Annotated in this window: 12 protein-coding genes; 10 read left to right on the top strand and 2 right to left on the bottom strand. The window is 53.0% G+C overall.

All coding sequences use genetic code 11. From position 1 onward, the window contains the following. Nucleotides 1–21: 21 nt before the first annotated feature. The 6 genes from B5D49_RS00805 (at nucleotide 22) to B5D49_RS00780 (ending at nucleotide 11,320) form a co-directional block, all read left to right on the top strand. A complete protein-coding gene (locus tag B5D49_RS00805) occupies nucleotides 22–2,493 on the top strand; it encodes an asparagine synthase-related protein (RefSeq protein ID WP_159447087.1) in 2,472 nt (823 codons plus the stop codon). Between the two features lie 63 nt (nucleotides 2,494–2,556). Beyond that, on the top strand, nucleotides 2,557–3,267 hold the full coding sequence (locus tag B5D49_RS00800; protein WP_078715752.1) for a hypothetical protein: 711 nt from the start codon (nucleotides 2,557–2,559) through the stop codon (nucleotides 3,265–3,267). Then, the gene (locus B5D49_RS00795; RefSeq protein WP_078715751.1) at nucleotides 3,264–6,260 is read left to right on the top strand and encodes a hypothetical protein; all 2,997 of its coding nucleotides are present in this window, start codon (nucleotides 3,264–3,266) and stop codon (nucleotides 6,258–6,260) included. The genes B5D49_RS00800 and B5D49_RS00795 overlap by 4 nt, the downstream gene beginning before the upstream one ends. 210 nt (nucleotides 6,261–6,470) lie before the next feature. Further along, nucleotides 6,471–8,240 carry a hypothetical protein gene (locus B5D49_RS00790; protein WP_078715750.1) on the top strand — a complete coding sequence of 590 codons (1,770 nt, stop codon included), beginning with the start codon at nucleotides 6,471–6,473 and terminating at the stop codon, nucleotides 8,238–8,240. A gap of 72 nt (nucleotides 8,241–8,312) precedes the next feature. Further along, nucleotides 8,313–10,103, top strand: a complete 1,791-nt coding sequence (gene asnB / locus B5D49_RS00785; protein WP_078715749.1) for an asparagine synthase (glutamine-hydrolyzing) — start codon at nucleotides 8,313–8,315, stop codon at nucleotides 10,101–10,103. A gap of 65 nt (nucleotides 10,104–10,168) precedes the next feature. Next, nucleotides 10,169–11,320, top strand: a complete 1,152-nt coding sequence (locus B5D49_RS00780) for a glycosyltransferase family protein (RefSeq protein ID WP_078715748.1) — start codon at nucleotides 10,169–10,171, stop codon at nucleotides 11,318–11,320. Here B5D49_RS00780 and B5D49_RS00775 read toward each other — a convergent pair. Then, nucleotides 11,294–12,352, bottom strand: a complete 1,059-nt coding sequence (locus tag B5D49_RS00775; protein WP_159447086.1) for a glycosyltransferase family protein — start codon at nucleotides 12,350–12,352, stop codon at nucleotides 11,294–11,296. The two genes, B5D49_RS00780 and B5D49_RS00775, sit on opposite strands and share 27 nt — an antisense overlap. Nucleotides 12,353–12,492: 140 nt before the next feature. Beyond that, nucleotides 12,493–13,566: a glycosyltransferase gene (locus tag B5D49_RS00770; RefSeq protein ID WP_159447085.1), complete on the bottom strand. Its 1,074-nt coding sequence runs from the start codon at nucleotides 13,564–13,566 to the stop codon at nucleotides 12,493–12,495. Here B5D49_RS00770 and B5D49_RS00765 point away from each other — a divergent pair. From B5D49_RS00765 to B5D49_RS00750, 4 genes are all read left to right on the top strand, one after another. Further along, nucleotides 13,516–14,517, top strand: a complete 1,002-nt coding sequence (locus tag B5D49_RS00765) for an alpha/beta hydrolase (protein WP_159447084.1) — start codon at nucleotides 13,516–13,518, stop codon at nucleotides 14,515–14,517. The two genes, B5D49_RS00770 and B5D49_RS00765, sit on opposite strands and share 51 nt — an antisense overlap. A gap of 125 nt (nucleotides 14,518–14,642) precedes the next feature. Further along, on the top strand, nucleotides 14,643–15,701 hold the full coding sequence (locus tag B5D49_RS00760; RefSeq protein ID WP_144019036.1) for an autotransporter outer membrane beta-barrel domain-containing protein: 1,059 nt from the start codon (nucleotides 14,643–14,645) through the stop codon (nucleotides 15,699–15,701). A 77-nt stretch (nucleotides 15,702–15,778) separates the two neighbouring features. Beyond that, nucleotides 15,779–16,492, top strand: coding sequence for a glycosyltransferase family 2 protein (locus B5D49_RS00755; protein ID WP_144019035.1), 714 nt, complete (start codon nucleotides 15,779–15,781; stop codon nucleotides 16,490–16,492). Then, nucleotides 16,479–16,835, top strand: coding sequence for a DUF2304 domain-containing protein (locus tag B5D49_RS00750; RefSeq protein WP_159447083.1), 357 nt, complete (start codon nucleotides 16,479–16,481; stop codon nucleotides 16,833–16,835). The genes B5D49_RS00755 and B5D49_RS00750 overlap by 14 nt, the downstream gene beginning before the upstream one ends. Nucleotides 16,836–17,179: the final 344 nt, after the last annotated feature.

Here is a 17,179-nt window from a genome sequence, read left to right as displayed (position 1 = left end):
TCGCAAACAGAAGGAGATGGAATGCGTGTATATCTTGCTCTTTTGAGTCATGAGCGGAACGTAACTCACGATTTTGCCCCACATATCCACTCTTGTGCGGAAAATGTCCTGCCGTTTCGTATTCACGATTACAGCACTGCTGTACAGCATGCGGAGAACGACCACCTCAGTGTTTTCGTATGGGACAACGACACCACTGCGGATACCGAAAAAAGATTATTTCAGGCTCATGACGGGAAGGTAGTGGTTTCTTCCGGGTACATTCGCGATGGATCCTCGCTGAAGGAAAATGTCGATGAGATTCTCCACGCGGAAATTGTGGACAACAGCACTGCCCAGCGTTTCGGCGGAATTTATTCGTTGCTGCTGGCCGATGTTGACAGGGGGGCTGTTACGGCCTGGAATACCATTGTCAACGTGGATCAGGTGTATTGGGCCAAGGGAGAAGGCTGTGTTTGTGTAGGCAATCATCCGGTATTGGTGCATTTGGCGGCGACACAAAAAACAATGCCGGAATATGATCTGAGCACCTTTATGCCGTTTTTGACGGCAGGAATTTTCGCCCATGACAAAATGCCGTTTGCCGGTCTCAATATTCTCCCCGCAAACTCCATACTGCGGATTTCCCCGGAGGAGCAGTGCAGTGTAGAGAGAATCGATGACTATACCAATTGGACAAACCCTGTGTGTAGAGAGCCGGACGAAGCCTTTTACGACGAGCTTACGGCAATTTTCCTTGATAATATTAGAAGCTTTGGTGACCTTGGGAAGCCCATTAAATTGGGGCTTTCCGGCGGGCGGGACAGTCGCCTGGTGGCCGCGGCCCTGAAATACGTTGGGGCCGATTTTATGACCAGCACCCATGGGTTGCCTGACGATCCCAACGTGATACTCGCCAAAAAAGTTGCTGACGTATTGGATATCGACAATGAGTACCTGCCCACATCCTCAGAGTTGAAGAATCCGGTGGTGAGCGCCGACCCCGTAGCAGTCAATGTCAATGCCCTTCTTGTTTCCGGCGGTGTGTTGCGCGGATTTGTTGTCCCGGATTTTGCTTTCAACGACCGTTTCGTTCCTTCACAATATGCACATTTAAGCGGAGGCGGGGGGGATGAGTTGATCAGAGGCGGTTATGCTCTTTTCATGGATCCGGAAACCGATGATGCGGAGCAGGTTCGGAATTATTTGCGACATCGATACCTGAGTCGCGCAGAGTACATCCGCTCGGCGCATAGGGAAGACTACCAACAGAAATACATTGATCAATGGATGCAGGGTACCATTGGAAAGAATTGTTATGATGTGCTTGACCGTGCCCATTTGCTGTTTGGTTTTGGTCGCTATGCATGTGGAATTTACAAATCAGCTACCGTCAACGGCCGAAGTAAGTACTGGCCGTATGCTGACGCTGCCTTTGTAAAAGTGGCACGATCCGTTCCCGTTGAGAAAAGGGTGTCGGAAGAATTGATATTTGAAATGATGAAGCGCATTGCGCCCCAGGCGCTGTTGGATTTGCCCTTCAAAGATAAACGCTGGAATTTTGAGCAAAAAGGCGTTTCCCCGCTGTCACCGGGAGGCCTTGCAGGCTGGAAAAGGCGAGAACCGTTGTCGCGTGCGAAGGGAGGGCGTGTTTGGGGAGATTGGCGGTATATGGTTGGTCGCGAGTTGCGTGATGTTTTTTACGATATGATTTTACATAACCCTAAGGCCGATGCCTTGTTCAACGTACTGGATAGGCGGAAAGTAGAGTCGCTGTTCGGGGAAGCAGCAATTTATAAAAAGAATATTTCGCGTTTCTTGTGGAATGCTTTATCGGCATCGATCCTTGTGTCCAATGAGTGGATACGTTCGGGGAACAACGCAAAAGAGCAAATGATTCGTGTCGATTACCCATGGGATGCAGTGGACGCCAGCTTGGTGGGTAAGCTGAATGGATGCTACACGAACACAATAGAGAAACGGGCGGCCAATGACGAACGATTGATCAAGAATATAACCAAGGTTCTGAAGGTATACTTTAAAAATAATAAGAACCAGATCAAGGAAACCAGCTGGTCAGTGAATCTGGATGACGCACTTGCTGAGACGTTGGCTGAAGGGTTTTTTGATACCGCCAAGACCCTGTTGGACAATGAGTTGGTTCGGTTGGCCTCGAGGGCTAGTGCGGTGCAGGCTAAATTTCATGTGGCCGATGCTGCGTGGAATGAGTATCTTGCAGCAAAGATGGTATCCTTGGGGTCCGGTAAGGTTTCCCTGGCTTCGTTGCTCGAACGCCGTACGGAAGTGGCCGGCGGGCTGAATAACCGTTTGCGGCAATATGCCCGGACCTATGCGGCTTCGGTGCAGGAGCCGATACGGGAGATTTTGAAGGCTGGAGAGCTTAAGGATGTTGGCACGAGTTTGGGGGTAAATGGGGAACCGAGGGGTGATTCGCTTAACCGAGCAATGCTTGAAGCCATTCTGGAAAGTTTCCACGTTAAGGCCGTCCAATAGGAAATCGCCCCGGCCATAATGGGTCGGACCACATCAGATGTTCACTTTGGTGAATGAGATTGTATGAATAAAAAACAAAAAAAAATCGAACAGACGCTCTGTGGGGAAGTGGTGATGTCCCGGGCGGGAGCCGTAAGCGTTTGTAAGTTGGATGAACGTTCACTTGAGATCATCAGCCAATCGCCGATGAAGGGATACCGTGTTGCTCGTGATCATCGGGCCATAAAGACCGTCAACGTAATAAATGACTTCTTCAAATATACCCATTTCGTGGACAAGCGATGTCTTGAGGTCGGCCCGGGGCATTACAGCTTTGCAATGCTTGCCCGCCAGTTGGGTTCCGAGGTTGTCGCCATTGAGCGCAGTCCGGTTCATGCCATGCTCGGCAGGCACTTGGGGTTTCAGGTCATTGAAGACGATGTCATGAGTATACATGGTACCAATACGTCGAAATTTAATGGCATCTTGATGAAAAATGTTCAATATCCAGGAGATTATCGACCGGAAAGCCTGTCTGGCTTTGTAGCAATGCTTGAGGGGCTGCTCGGAGCGGATGGCTGGGGGTGGGTTGTTTTGCGTAATGGTCTGGTAAAAAGTTATCCTGAAGAGACGGATTTGAAAGAAGTTCCCGAATTGATCGCCCAAAGACGGGCTTTTGAGCAGGCCGGATGGAAGGCATACCCGATACATGAGGACGATCGTGGGCGCTATGGGCTGAAAGTGCTGGGGGCGCCGTGGATTTTTTTACGTAACTTACGTGGACCCCGCTTATGAGTTCCAAAGCAGGAGTTGACTTCAACTGCAATCAACGTATTTGGAACGCCTTTCCAGAGTACTACAACAATACTTGGAGGTATTACAAAGACTTTATACGTATTTTAAAGTCGCGGGGTGTCCGATTCGTAACCATGAGCCAGGCCTACGAACGGCGTTTTGACGCGCAGAGGATCAATATGATTCTGGATCATCATATTGATCACTACCCCATTGAAACGGAAGTGATGGCCCGGTGGGAAAACGACAATGACGTTGTCTCAAGTATTTATCTTTTTCGCCGGGTTCTTGCGTCGCATCCATCCCAGAAGGTCACTTCCTGGGCGGTGGAGGACTTGGATTGTGACCTGTACCGTCAATTGGAGGCAGAGGGGTTTGAGATTGGGTTTCATCATAATGCGGTAGGCCAGGCACGAATGCGGTCTTCTGGTTGCCGGTATCGTGGAGTCATAAGCGACTGCGTGCTTGCCCAGGCTCAAGAGATATTTGTTCGCGACCTGCAGGATCTGCGGGAACTCTTTCATATTCGAACGGTTATTCCCCATGGCGGAGGAGAAGGGAATACGCAGCTTGCGGACATAGAGAATTGCGGGGGGGGACTGATTTGGGCGTACAATGGCCGGCCCAAAAATAAGAATATTTTGAAATGGGAAAATTTCAATGATTCCGCAGGGCAAAACATGAAGGTCGTTGTTGCCCCCAAAGCCAAGGTCGTTGTCGGGCGGGATGCGTTGCATGTTAAGGCGTGGCTGGCCGGTCCCGGTTTGCACCATGTGCTCCTGCATCCAGGTCGGTTCGGCAGAGGCATGCCCTACGAACTGTACAGTCGGAGCGATGCTATTCAGCACGACAAGACAACGGTCATGTTTACAGGCGTCTATCCGAGCGATGTGGCGGACATGCCGCTGAGGGTGAGCCGTTTGGTTGAGGATTGGGAAGGCGAGGCGGGCCGTGCCGCACGAGAGGCGGACCCCCGTCTGCTCACCCTGCTTCCAGTCCGGCCGACAAATGAAAAGTATTATTTGCTCACGGATGACGCACTGTGCCTGCGGCAACATTTAGCCGTTAACGACCAATGTATAGGGTTTCGGCTTGTCGCACAAAAATTTGACACAAAACAACGCAAAAAATTGCAGCGCGATAAGCTGAATAATCACTTTTACTCAAGTCACCCCGTGCAACCGGATTGCAATTCCTTTGCTGACCCAAAGCATATCGATTCCTTGTTCCTTGAACAGTTTTTTTGCTTTTTTAATACGATCTACGCGGCAAAGCCTTGGCATCACCTTGCGTTGTCTGAAGTCCCCTACGCGGAAGTCTGCCTGCTTCATACCGATGATATCGACCCTGCCGGTGTGAAGCGACTGTTCACTTTTTTGTGCGGTCTGCCGTTCAAAACTCGCCTTTGCCTCCGCTTGCCAGCACAAATATGCTCTTGGAGGAGAAAGCTGACCAAGCTTATTCGGGAACTGGAAAAACAACGTCCAAAATTGGTTTTAAGGTGCGGGGATCATGTTTTTTCTGTCGCGAATGCGGCGACGGCCTCTGTCAAATCAGGTGAGGACTTGTGGATAATTGACGATGCACCGATGGATCGCACACACGATGAAGGGACATCGGTCCACGTACCTGCGGGCAATACTTTTCTGCATACCTTCAACACTCTTACAAGAGAGTCGTTCCCAAACAGCGGAGATCCGGGCAAGGTAACAGCCTATGATCACCATTATGTCGCGCAAGTGCTCTTTTCACGGCGGTTCAAATCCAGTGACGCCGATATGCTGTTGGACCGGGGATGCCCGGCTGACTGGGTGGCGAGGGTTGCCGAGATCGCCGCGTCCGAACGGAACAAACCACCGTACGGGGGGGCTGCGTATCGAAAATTCGTGCGAATGCCCTCGGATCCGGATTTGCTCTACAGTTATCTGAAAAAGTGGATGCAATCCCGCACGAGACTTGAGTCGCTGGATGAATGTGTACAGACACAAGGGTTCGCCTGGCCGTGGAGTTCTTCGGCCAGATGCGCGTTAGAGGCCTGGAAGCGCACTGGAGATACGAGATTCCCAAAGTTGATTATTGATACCTTTGAACCCATTGCACAGGTCCGGGATTGTGAGACCGGCCGTGTGGATCAATGCCGCGGACGGGTTCTCAAAAGCTGGGGATCTACGTATTACGATAACTACGCCATGGGAAAGGGGTATACTGCGGCTGATGGGAATGAAAAGCCGCGCTGGACTTGTAATGCCACAGCTGCAGGTCGTATCGTCTATCCATTGGCTGCCGCGATTGAAGCGTTGTCCAAATCACCTGAATGTGATCAGTCGTACGCTAGGGAACAGTATCTGGCGATTGCGCGGGACGCTCTGTACGAGTTTGTTGATGATTTGCGCGAAGAAGGGCCGGACCAAGCATATCTGTGGCGTGTGGAACGCGGTGAGCATGAACCGTTGAACCACCAGAACAGCTATGCTGAAGCTGCGATCAAGGTCGGGCAGATGATGAACGACTCGGAGTTGACGGACATCGGAACCCGGATCGCAACGTATTTTAAGACCAATATACAAGCGGATGAAGGCGACACGTGCTATTGGGCCTATAAGGGGCGGCATGGTTTGGCAGAGCTGAAAAAGAGCCAGCTGGTGGAAGATATTGCTCATGCCCATCTGAATATAGCATTTGCCAGAAATTGCCACAACATGGGCGTGGTGTTTGATGAGAGTGATATGGTTCGTTTTGCGCGAAGCTTTGCACGCAACATTTATCTGGGGGATAAGCGCTTTCTGCCGCGCATTTCGCATCGGGCTGTTCCCGGGTCGCTGGTCATGAAGCCGATATACCCGGGGCATTTTTTGGCGTGGATCCAATTGGCCGATTTTATACCTGATATTGCTGAAATCGTGGAATCTGTTCTTTCCTATCGTTTTGATTATTATCCCTTGAATTGGTTTGAATCGCCCACTTCTGCTTTTGCGTATGCGTGGCGTGCGTGAGAAAGGAACGAGGCCTTTAGGCGTTCGGGACACCACTTTCATCCAATGAATGGCAGCCTTTTGGGCGGGTCGCCATAGCATTGGTCAACCTCTCTGCCCGGCGCTCAGGATCGGCTCCTGCATTTCAGGCTCTGCCGGGGGCGGTATCTTTGGACCGAAACCAAACTAGCGGGGAAGCTTTTAGCCTGCCCTCATCCATAGGAAGATCATTTGGATTCAGTAAGGCGATATTTCCTTTTTCTACGTTGGATCGTTTCGGACTCGTTCTTGCGCTATAAATTGTTCTCGGCGGTCGTCCTGGGAGCCGGCGCTCTGGGGGTTGCCTTTCAACTCCAGGCGTTTGCCATTGCTGTATTCTATGCACGACATTTTGCCTCTGGCGAGTTACTCACCATCCAATGGTTTGGTTTGGACTACACCGTGGATGCAAGGACATCCACGGAGCTGTTGCTCGTGATGGGCGGCGGCATGCTGTTTTCTTTGCTCCTTTCCGCATGCGCAATATATTGGTCCCGGTGGGGCGAAGTTCGGATGATGCGCCGGTATAATGAGTATTGTACTCGACGTGTTTTTGGCCTTCTGGCGAGCGGAGCACCGTTTTTTTTAGATCCATCAGACTGTGATTCCGGAGAGCAAAGATATCTACTGCGCCTTGCAGGGAGTGATGCACGTCTCTGTGGGCGCGTATTTCGAATGCTTCTTGGTGTTTCCATTCCTTTCTTTAGCCTGTGTATCGCTTTTGCAGGATTAGTTTACATCGAGCCGTTTCTCACGATGAGTGTACTGTTGATTTTGGCTTTTGGATTGCTGATTCAGGTAAGAATCAATTTTAGAGCCGCTGATTATTCCTTGCAGTATGAAAGGTATGCTCCAAAAACAAGTAAACACTTTGCCCTGTTGATCAATAAATATAGAGACCTCCCGATCGGTCAGGCTGCGGATATGCGCAAGGTGGACGCCCTGGTGGAGCATGGGCCGTTCAAAAAGGAGCTGGATGCCTACGAGGGGCGTATTCGCAGTGTTGACGAGAGTCGGTTTGCCAGTGGCCTTGTAATGGCGCTGGTCTTGGCACTGGTCGTCTGGGTCATGGGCCGGGGCATCATTTTGGAAGGGGGGGGCTGGGGGCGGTTGCTGGTCTATCTGGTGGCGGCCCGGGTTGCCATGACCGGTCTTCAGGGAGTGCTGGGGCGCTTAACGGGCGTCAATCGATTTTATCCTCAAGTGAGCCGTTATGCCCGGTTTGTGCAAGGCTTTAATGGGAATGTGTCTGATGACGATTTTTCCCCATCATCCTATCCTCTTGCCGTTCCAGCGGCGAATTCCGGGGAAACCGTTGAGTTAAAGCCCGGATGCCGGGTCGGTTGCATTTGTGAAGAACTTCCAAGTCGGTACTCCGTGGGGAACATACTGGGTGGGATGCTCAATCTGTGGGGGGAACAACTGACGAGTGAGATTCGATCCATGCAGTTTGTCACAAGGAAAGCCTCGTGTCCTGATCGACCGGTAGTGGATTGTATCAACCAGCCGGAAGCCTCTACATGGGATGCGATCGGATTGCCTGCTCAGCTAGCCGAACGACTCGACAATGCCCTGCCGAACGGACCAGCCAAGATAATTTCTCCGGGTTCCTGGTCGAGACTGGATGCGAATCTGCGATTCACACTGGCGCTGCTTTGTGGTGTACGGTCCGGTTGTCGGTGGCTTTTTGTCGAGGAGCGTGGTCTTCGGTCGCTGCAGGCGGACGGCGTTGCTTTGTTGAACGGAAGCATGGGCAATCCAATCGTTATCATAACCCATAGAGGTCGCTTGCGTACCGTCGGGGAATATGGGGAAGATGTCATCGCCCTGGTGGAGGGGGGGCGGTTGACCGGCGTAGGGGGGATGGAATGGTTTGCCGCCATTCGGGAACAAATTGAGAATCGGTTGCGTTCAAGGCGCGACGAGTCGGCACAGGACGAGGATGTGGAGGATGATATTTGATGCCGGGGTGTTTTGGACTGGAAGGCGGGACGAATTGCTGATTGTTTCGGGGGGCCGGCAGAGGGATTCGAAATGTGCGGAATAGGCGGTATCATTTCCCGAGGGACCGGCAGCGGGAAGGAACTTTCGTTTCAAGTGGACCGGATGCTGGATGTGATGCCTTGGCGTGGACCGGATGCGCGAGGCGTTTTTGAAGCTCCGGGGGTGGCTTTGGGGCATTTGCGTCTGAGCATTCTTGATCTGTCCGATGCTGCCAACCAGCCTATGTCGGATGAGCATGGCAATGTGCTCGTGTTTAATGGAGAAATATATAATTATCGTGAGTTGCGTGAAGAGCTTGCTGAAGTTCATGAGTTTCGCACGCAAAGCGATACGGAGGTCGTGCTCGCCGCTTGGCACCGCTGGGGGACCGAGTGTACAAAGCAGTTTAATGGCGAGTGGGCTTTTGCCTTATACGACGTTAGAAAAAAAGAATTAATTCTGTCTCGGGACAGATTTGGAATCAAGCCGCTCTATTATTGTCTTGACGGCGGAAGGTTGTGTTTCGCATCTGAGGTCCGAGCTTTGCTGGCGAGTGGCGTTCCGCCTCGGGTTAAGGCGGATCGTCTGCTGCAATGCATCAAATTTTATCAGATTGAGCCGCTGGATAGCACGTTGGTGGATGGTGTGCTTCCCCTTGAGCCAGGGACAAATTTGGTTTTTCCTTTGCGCGAAGAGGCGCTCCGCATCGAGTCATATTATACACCTGCCGATATGCTCACCTCGGCTGTCCCAGAAGATCCCAGACAGGCCGCCGAGGAATTCGGGGCGCTCCTGGCCGATTCCGTGGCGTTGCGCCTACATGCCGATGTCCCGGTTCAGTTGATGCTGTCCGGGGGATTGGATTCCAGTACGTTGGTCGCTCTTGCGGCGAACAAGGAGCGGCAACGGGTAAAGACCCTCTCGTATGTCTGTCCGGGAAGTTCCGCTGACGAGTCATTGTTTTCAAGCCAGGTTGCCGCCTATTGGGATACGGATCATGAGCGGATTGAATTCGGCAACAACGATTTCTTCGATATATTCGACCGGGTGATTGAGGCGCAGGATTGTCCTACACATTCGGCGGATCATGTCGCCCGCTACCTTTTGTATCAGCAGGCCGCAACGCGCTCCAAGGTCATTCTTGAGGGGCAGGGTGGGGACGAGGTTTTCGGCGGCTATCGGGTGCAGTACAATGTCTTTCGTGAACATTACGAAGCGCGGCTCGGTGTACGATTGCTTATGGAAATGCCTCCCAAACCACGCAAGTCGAGTATTCCACGAGTTGAGGAGTTCGGGAAAGACTACTGGAAGCGCTATCGGAAGGTACGCCGCGTCACACAGGAGCTTGGGAGCGGGCATCCATATGTTGATCAGCAGTATATGACCTTGCGCAATAGCCTGCCATCACTGCTGCATACAGGCGATCGATTACAGATGCACCATTCTCTTGAAGGCCGATATCCGTTTTTAGACCATCGGGTTGTTGAGTTTGGGATGTCAATGCCTGTTCACCACAAAATGTGGACGCATGATAAATATATTTTGCGCAGAAATGTTGATGCAAGGAATCTGCTTCCACGTGAGGTGATTTGGAGAAGGGATAAGAAAGGATTTTGCACCCAGCTTCAAAAGTGTTTATTGAGTTCTCCAGAAGCAAAAAAACATATGTATGAAGTGTTCCGGGAAGGCGTGCAACAGTATCCGGATTTTTTTTCACTGAGCGGCTTGGAGAAGTTGCTTGAAGAGCAGTATGTTCACGGAGTAAACAATCTCCAGCGGCTCCTTGCCGTGTATTCCATGCTTCGCTATATGGAGAAGAACAAAGTGCAACTTGCTGATTAAGCTTTTTTACCCGGGAGTGATTGGCGTATGAGCAACCAGGGACATGATCCTGTTTAGGGTGGGCTATGAAGTCAGCAATTGTTCTTGGTGTGCATCCGTTTGCGGTTTCGCATTCCAGAACGGGCATACAACATATGGCGATGGGGCTTGCTGAGCGTGGGGTTTCCGTGGATTATCTCTCGGTTCCCGCTTCGCCGTTCGACCTTATCGGTCAGGCACGGCGGCAGCGGCTGATCAGATATTTGCGGCACGCGGGCAACAGTCCCAATATGCGTCCGGCTTCCGGTCTACATGAATTTACTTTTTTTTCCATGATTCCCATTCACTCCTTGTTTGTCCCACACCAATTCATGCTGCACGGCGTGCACGGGTTGGCCCCTCGTTGGCTCCAGAAAAAAGAGTACGGCTTGTGCCTTCATGATGTTGGACCAACCATGGCATATCTCCCTAAAATAAAGTCTGAAAAAACTGTGCTCCGGCTCAATGACGGGCCGAGAGCCTTTGCGACCTTGCCTATATGCCTGGTCAGGGAGTTGGAAAAGCGCATTTCAGAGGGATGGTATGATGAGATTTGGGCCGTTTCGACACCGCTGGTCGAGCATGTGAATGAAAAACTCCATTCTCCATCACGAGTCCGTCTGATTCCGAATGGTGGGCCTGATCAGTCTTCCGGAATCGCTGGGCCGGCAGCCTTGCATGTAAAGCGGGCCGTTTGCCTGGGGAGTTACTCGGACTGGCTGGATCCGACGTTGGTGCTCAAGGCGGCAGCCCTCCTCCCTGATTGGGAGTTTCATTTTGTCGGCGCCGGGTATGAGCGGTTTGCCGATTCGGACAACGTTCGGTTTCTTGCACCCGTCGATTATGCCGACGTACCAAGGCTCTTGCGGAACTATTCCGTGGGGCTGTTGCCGTATAAGGATGATTCACAGCATATGCGGTATGTCCACCGGCCGCTGAAGTTTTATGAGTATTATGCGTGCGGACTGGGCGTGGCCGCAGCGGATGTCGGCGGCCTGCGCGAAGGGCTTGGAGAGATGGCGAGTTATGGACGCAACCCCGAAGAATTTGCCCAGGCCGTGCTGGAAAGCGTTGGACGAGCAGGAGCGGTCAGCGCGGATGAGAGGCGGCGGTTTCTAGAGCAAAACAGTTGGGCTGCACGGATGGATGCGATGTGGAATGCACTGGAGGCGTTAGGATTCCCCACGCACCATCCGTAAAAAGGCTGCCTGGTTATTTTCCGCACAATGCTCGGCCGAGGCTTTTCGGCTGCGATGCTTCATGGCGGCAATGTCGTGAGCCGAAAGCGATTCGACAGCTTGGGCCATTGCCGCCGCAGTATACGCTTCAGCAACAATGCCGCATTGGTGCCGTTCAATGATGTTTCGGATTTCAGGAGAGGGCCAGGAACAGACAGCGAGCCCTGCCTGGAGAAATTCAAAAAATTTATTGGGCAGGGCGAATTGAAGCGTTGGCGTGCTGGGCGGGAACATGCACAGCCCCATGTCGTAACTGTTGAGGGTGGGGACGATGTCCTCATAGGGAACAGGGGCAAGCAAGGCAATATTTTCGGCCATCCGCGCCTGTCTACGAATCTTGGCGTATGAGCCTTCATCCGTCTTCACCAGCATCAGGTCCAGCCGAAAACGGGGGGACAGCATTCGAGCCATGCTGACCATTGCCTCCAGCTGCCTATGGGCGTTGCAAATGCCGTGGTGAACAATGCGGATTTGTTTTGGTTGGACCTCGGAAGGGGGGAGAGGACTTCGGAATGGAGCGTTGGTGATAACCTTCGGCTGCACGGAGAATTCTTTTTGGTAGAGCGCGGCGATCCCTTCACAAACAGTGGACATGCTGTCCACTGCGGGCAGATATTTTCGGGCGATGTATTCCCATAGCGGTTTGAAAAAAAAGTCGAACAGCCAATGCCCGTCAAAATGCCCGGGTTCGTATTCGTGAACGTCAAGTATCAGGCGGGCATGGGATTCAGCGGCAAGTGTGACAGCAAGGGGAAGGCTGGAAAGATCGTTGGCTACGATCGTTTGAAAGATTCGGCCGTGTAGCTTTCGATAGGCATCCTTTATCGGAGTTTGCGACCAGTAATAGGCTTCAAAGCGACCCAATTTCAGCCTGCTCGCCTGGATCGCCTTAAACGCCAAAGAGTTGGGATGGCCTTGCACCACAATGTGTTCGGGATACACGGCGCTTGGCGGACCGAACCCGGCGGCGGCCACATCGTAGTGGTCCTTCAAGAACACGGCCTGCCGAAGAACACGTGGATCCTTGTGCAGGGGAGAAAACGAAAGGAGAAGGACCGTCGGTCTTTCATTGTTTTGTGTAAAGCGGGACCGCTTGCTCATTGCTTGATTTTCCGGGGCTGGAACCATGGTGTTCAGGAGCGGTACGCGGCGTCATAGACCGTTTCAACGGCCTGTGCGCAGCGTTTGATATGAAAGTGCTCGTCAAAGCGGGTGCGGGCCGCGATGCCCATGGCGGTCCGGGCGGCCGGATCATCCAAAAGGCGATCAAGCGCCTTGGCAAGCGCGTCCGGATCACCGGGCGGTACCACATACCCGGTTTTTCCGTTTTCATTGACCCAGCCGGTACCAGAACCCGGGATCGACGTGCTGACCAGTGGTTTTTGGAGGAACATGGCTTCAAGCAATACCACGCCGAAGGCTTCGGAGCGATGGATGGAGGGAAGACAGAAAATGTCTGCCTGGGCCATACGATTCAGCAGCTTGGCATCGGGGAGATAGCCGCAAAGCCTGACGCGGTTTTCCAGTTTGTTCCGTTGGATTTCTCTTTCCAGCCGAGGGCGGCAGGGACCGTTGCCGATGATCTCCACTTTGGCCTGGGGCAGGGAGCGCGCGGCCCGGATCAGATGTTCAAATCCTTTGTATCGTGCCAGGCGTCCGACCGCCAGAATGGTGGATCCCGGTGAGCCGTTGGGACGGTCCGTTTGAATACGTTGTGGGTCCATCCCCAGAGGAACGACATGACACTTGGAACGAAAAGGGCGCAATGTGGGGCTGAATGCGAGGTACGGGGGAGAGGTCGCAATAATCTTGGCCGCCCGGCGCAGCACGGCTTTTTCAAAAAGCGCGTACACCGGATATCCCAGCCCAAGGATAAGTCCTTGGGCACCACGCACATCGGCATGCCAATGGACCACGAGCGGCACATCGTCCGGAAGCATCCGCTGTGAGAATACCATTGGGTTGGGCAGGTGCAGATGCAGCACGTCGGGACGTGTACGCCGAACGATGCGGCGCAGATTTGGCGCAAAGGCTGGAGAAAGTGGAACGAATCCAAAATGTGCTTGAATTTTACTATGGTGGACAGTAACGTTGTTGAGACAGGAGGTTTGGCTTTCAAGGCCGGGCCGGGGGTGCAGGCAGATCACGGAAACATCATGGCCGTCATGCACCTGTTGCTGTGCAAGATCGGCAACGAAACGTTCCATACCGCCGGGAACGGGGGGGTAATATTTACCGACATGCAGTATTTTCATTTGCTTAAAAGGCAATTCCGTAAAAGATGTTTGTGCATGCTGCCTCGCAACGCACTCGTTCTCTTGCTTTTGCTGACGTTTCTGGGGTGTATGGCTGGCTGTGCAGCCGAAATACGTCGACCGGATGCGCTCGACAGCTTTATTCAAAACTATAGCGCTGATGAGCGTATTTTCCAAGAAGACTATTTCGACCTTCTGACCATCCTGAAAGGACGACAGGGGGAGAGGTTGCGCGTGTATATCGAGGGCGACGGTCTGGCCTGGCTTGATCGGTATACCGTTTCACCCGATCCGACCCCCCGAACCCCGACTGCCCTTGAGCTGGCTTCCAGGGATCCGTTTCCGCTCATTCTTTATCTTGCCCGTCCGTGTCAATATGTACGCGACGTGCATCGTCGCAATTGCCTCCCGCAGTTTTGGACGTCGGCCAGGTTCGCAGAGCCTGTTGTCGCGGATCTGAATACGGTCATAGATCAGGTTGCGGCCCGGACCGGCGCGACGAGCGTGGAGCTTGTGGGCTATTCCGGTGGTGGAGGACTGGCGGTGCTGGTTGCGGCCCGGCGTAACGACGTTGCCGGGATATTGACCTTAGCCGGGAATTTGGACCATCAGGCGTGGACGGATCTGCACGGGGTTTCACCGTTGCGGGATTCGCTGAACCCGAAATGCGTTGCCGCGCAAGTGGCGGACGTGCCGCAGGTCCATGTCGTCGGAAGCGAGGACAGCACCGTGCCAGTGTCGGTTCTCCGAAGTTACATGACCCGGGGAGCCTCTGACGTGACGCAGACTGTCGTCTTGGACGGCGTCGAGCACACGACAGGGTGGATTGACGTATACCCCGCCGTTCTAGAAATGTTTGACCAAGCCTTGACCTTTCCTGTGGATGAGGAGTATAAAAATTAAAATTTTTGTATAAAGCCGTGCAACGTAGAAGAATAAGCTTCTAAACCTGTTTTTATAGCGAGATAAATGCTTCTAGAAGGATATTGGCTGAGGACGTTTGCAAACATGAAGGAAGGATGGAAATCATGAAGAAATTTTTATCGGGAGGGGCTGTCATCTTGCTCCTGCTTGCGACTGCGGGCTTTGCCTGTGCCGCAAACGGGGAGCAGGTCGTCAGCAATGATGTCGTTCGGGCGACATCAACCGTCCAGGCCAACACGGTCGTTGCCCGTGTTGCCAACATCGCCGGCGGCTTCGGAGGAGGCGGCTTCGGTGGTGGTGGCGGCGGAGGTGTCGGCTTCGGCGGCAACCAAGGTGCCAGTCTGGCTCCCAAAGACGGGAAGGCTCCTGCCTTCGCCTTTAATGCGGGTATGACCGATGACGGTCTGTCTGCTGGTGAAGAAGGTGCCCGCTTCGGTGTTTGGGGACTCGGTATGTACACGAGCTTCTCCAACGGCGACGAAGAGACCGAGTACGACGCTGATCTCTACACGGCCATGGTCGGTGGTGACTGGCGTGTGACCGACGACCTGCTCGTCGGTGTGGCGCTTGGCTACGAGTACCTCGATCTCGACAAGAAGTACGGTAACGGTGGAAGCCTTGAAACGGATGGTTCCTACACCATTATGCCGTATCTCGGGTACACCATCATTCCCGGGACCGTCATTGATGCCGCGTTCGGATACACCTCCACGGAGTACGAGGACGACAACGGTATTGCCACTGGCGATTACGATTCGGAGCGCTACGTCTCCAGCATCGGCCTGTCGCAGTACTTCTCCTACGATGCGTGGGATTTCAGCGGTCGTGTCGGCTACCTGTATGTCCACGGCGACCAGTCTGATTACGACCGGAACGGCGCCAACGTCGACAACGCTGATTCCTTCCTGGGTCAGCTGTCCGTCGGAGCCAAGGCTGCCTATAACTTTGAAGGCTGGCAGCCGTATGTTGGTGTGAACTATCTGCTGGACACCGTCACTTCTGCCCGTCCCGTCAATAGTGACTATGACGAGTTTGAAGGCATCGTTGGTGTCAACTGCTTCGCTGTTGATCAGTGGAAGTTCGGTGCGGAGTTCGGTACCAGCATCGACCGTAGTCAGTATGAGAGCTATCGCTCCACGCTGACCGTCCGCTACGAGTTCTAGGCTCATAGCTCACACGTTCGATTACAACAGGGAGGGGAAGAGCGCATACTCTTCCCCTCCCTTCTCTTTGGTTGTCAATGCAAGATATCGTCTGCATTATCCCGGCCTGTAATGAAGCGGCCACCATATTCGACGTTGCCTCCCAGTGTGGCAGGTACGGTGACGTGGTCGTGGTTGACGACTGCAGCGAGGACGCTACGGCAGAGCTGGCGAAGCAGGCCGGCGCCGTGGTTCTGCGGCTTCCTTTTCGGATGGGAGCTTGGAATGCAACGCAGGCCGGAATGCATTTTGCCAAGCGATTTTCTTACCGGTATGTTGTGACGTTGGATGCGGACGAACAACACAATCCCGATGATATACCTTCTCTGCTCAATGCTGCGGAAAGACAAAGCAATCATTCCGTGATCATCGGAAACGATGTGTCCCGGGGCAGTGTGGGCCGCAAGATGGCCTGGACTTTTTTTCGTTGGTTGACGGCATTGCCATGCGCTGACTTGACGTCAGGGTATCGGGTTTATGACCAAAGTGCGTTGGATATCGTTTTGTGTAGAAAAGCCACATTGTGCGAATACCAGGACGTCGGCATTCTGATGCTATTGAAGAAAAATGGTGTGGTGTTTCAAGAGGTCGCCATTACCATGCGGCCAAGGAAAAACGGAGGCTCCCGAGTGTTTTCCAGCTGGGGGAAGGTGGCGACATATCTTATGAAAACAGTAGTCGTATCGCTTGTCAGCCATTTGGATGTCGCCGAAACGAGGCTAGATGATTGGAGAGTCTATGACGAGCATTAGGATCATCGGTGCCGTGTTGGCCCTCTGTTTTTGCTACGTTGCTTTTCGCCATCTCCGAAAGGGGAAATTGAGCTACAACTATCTTCTCTGGTGGGGGATTTGTCTTTTCTTTGTTTTGATTTTCGGCATATTTCCCGGCCTTGTGGATTGGCTGGGTTCCCATTTGCAGATCGGGTATCCTCCGATACTGATCATCATCATCGCGGTGCTGTTGTTGATGATCAAGATGCTGACGATGGACATTGAGCGGACGAAACATGAATACCAGCTCCGCATTCTGACGCAGAAAGTAGCTGAGTTGGAAGCGCTCCTGCAGCATGGCCAGAACGATACTTCCGAATGAACGGTTGATGAAGCGCACTCAAGACACCTCGGGGGCGGCTCCGATGGCTTTTTTTGATTCAGCAAGTACGTTTGGCAGGGCTGCCTGGTGGGGGCTTTTGCTGGCCTCCGCTGTGACGATTGTTTGGCATCTGGCCAGCAATGGCCTGGCGCATCTGATGCAGCACGGGGCGTTTTTCCCTGGAAGCTCCATTCCCATTCCCACCCGTCCCGATGCCTTCTATTTTCTGGATGCGGCCCGGGATATTTTTCTGGCCGGGGGGAGCGGGTCTCCGGCCGTGTCGATCCCTGCGGCCTCTCTGCTGCCCCGGCTTACAGCGTTTTTAGCTTCGTTTTTTTCATTGG

Source organism: Paucidesulfovibrio gracilis DSM 16080, assembly GCF_900167125.1.
In the GTDB taxonomy this organism is placed as follows: domain Bacteria; phylum Desulfobacterota; class Desulfovibrionia; order Desulfovibrionales; family Desulfovibrionaceae; genus Paucidesulfovibrio; species Paucidesulfovibrio gracilis.
This window is presented reverse-complemented; position numbering and strand designations above follow the sequence as displayed.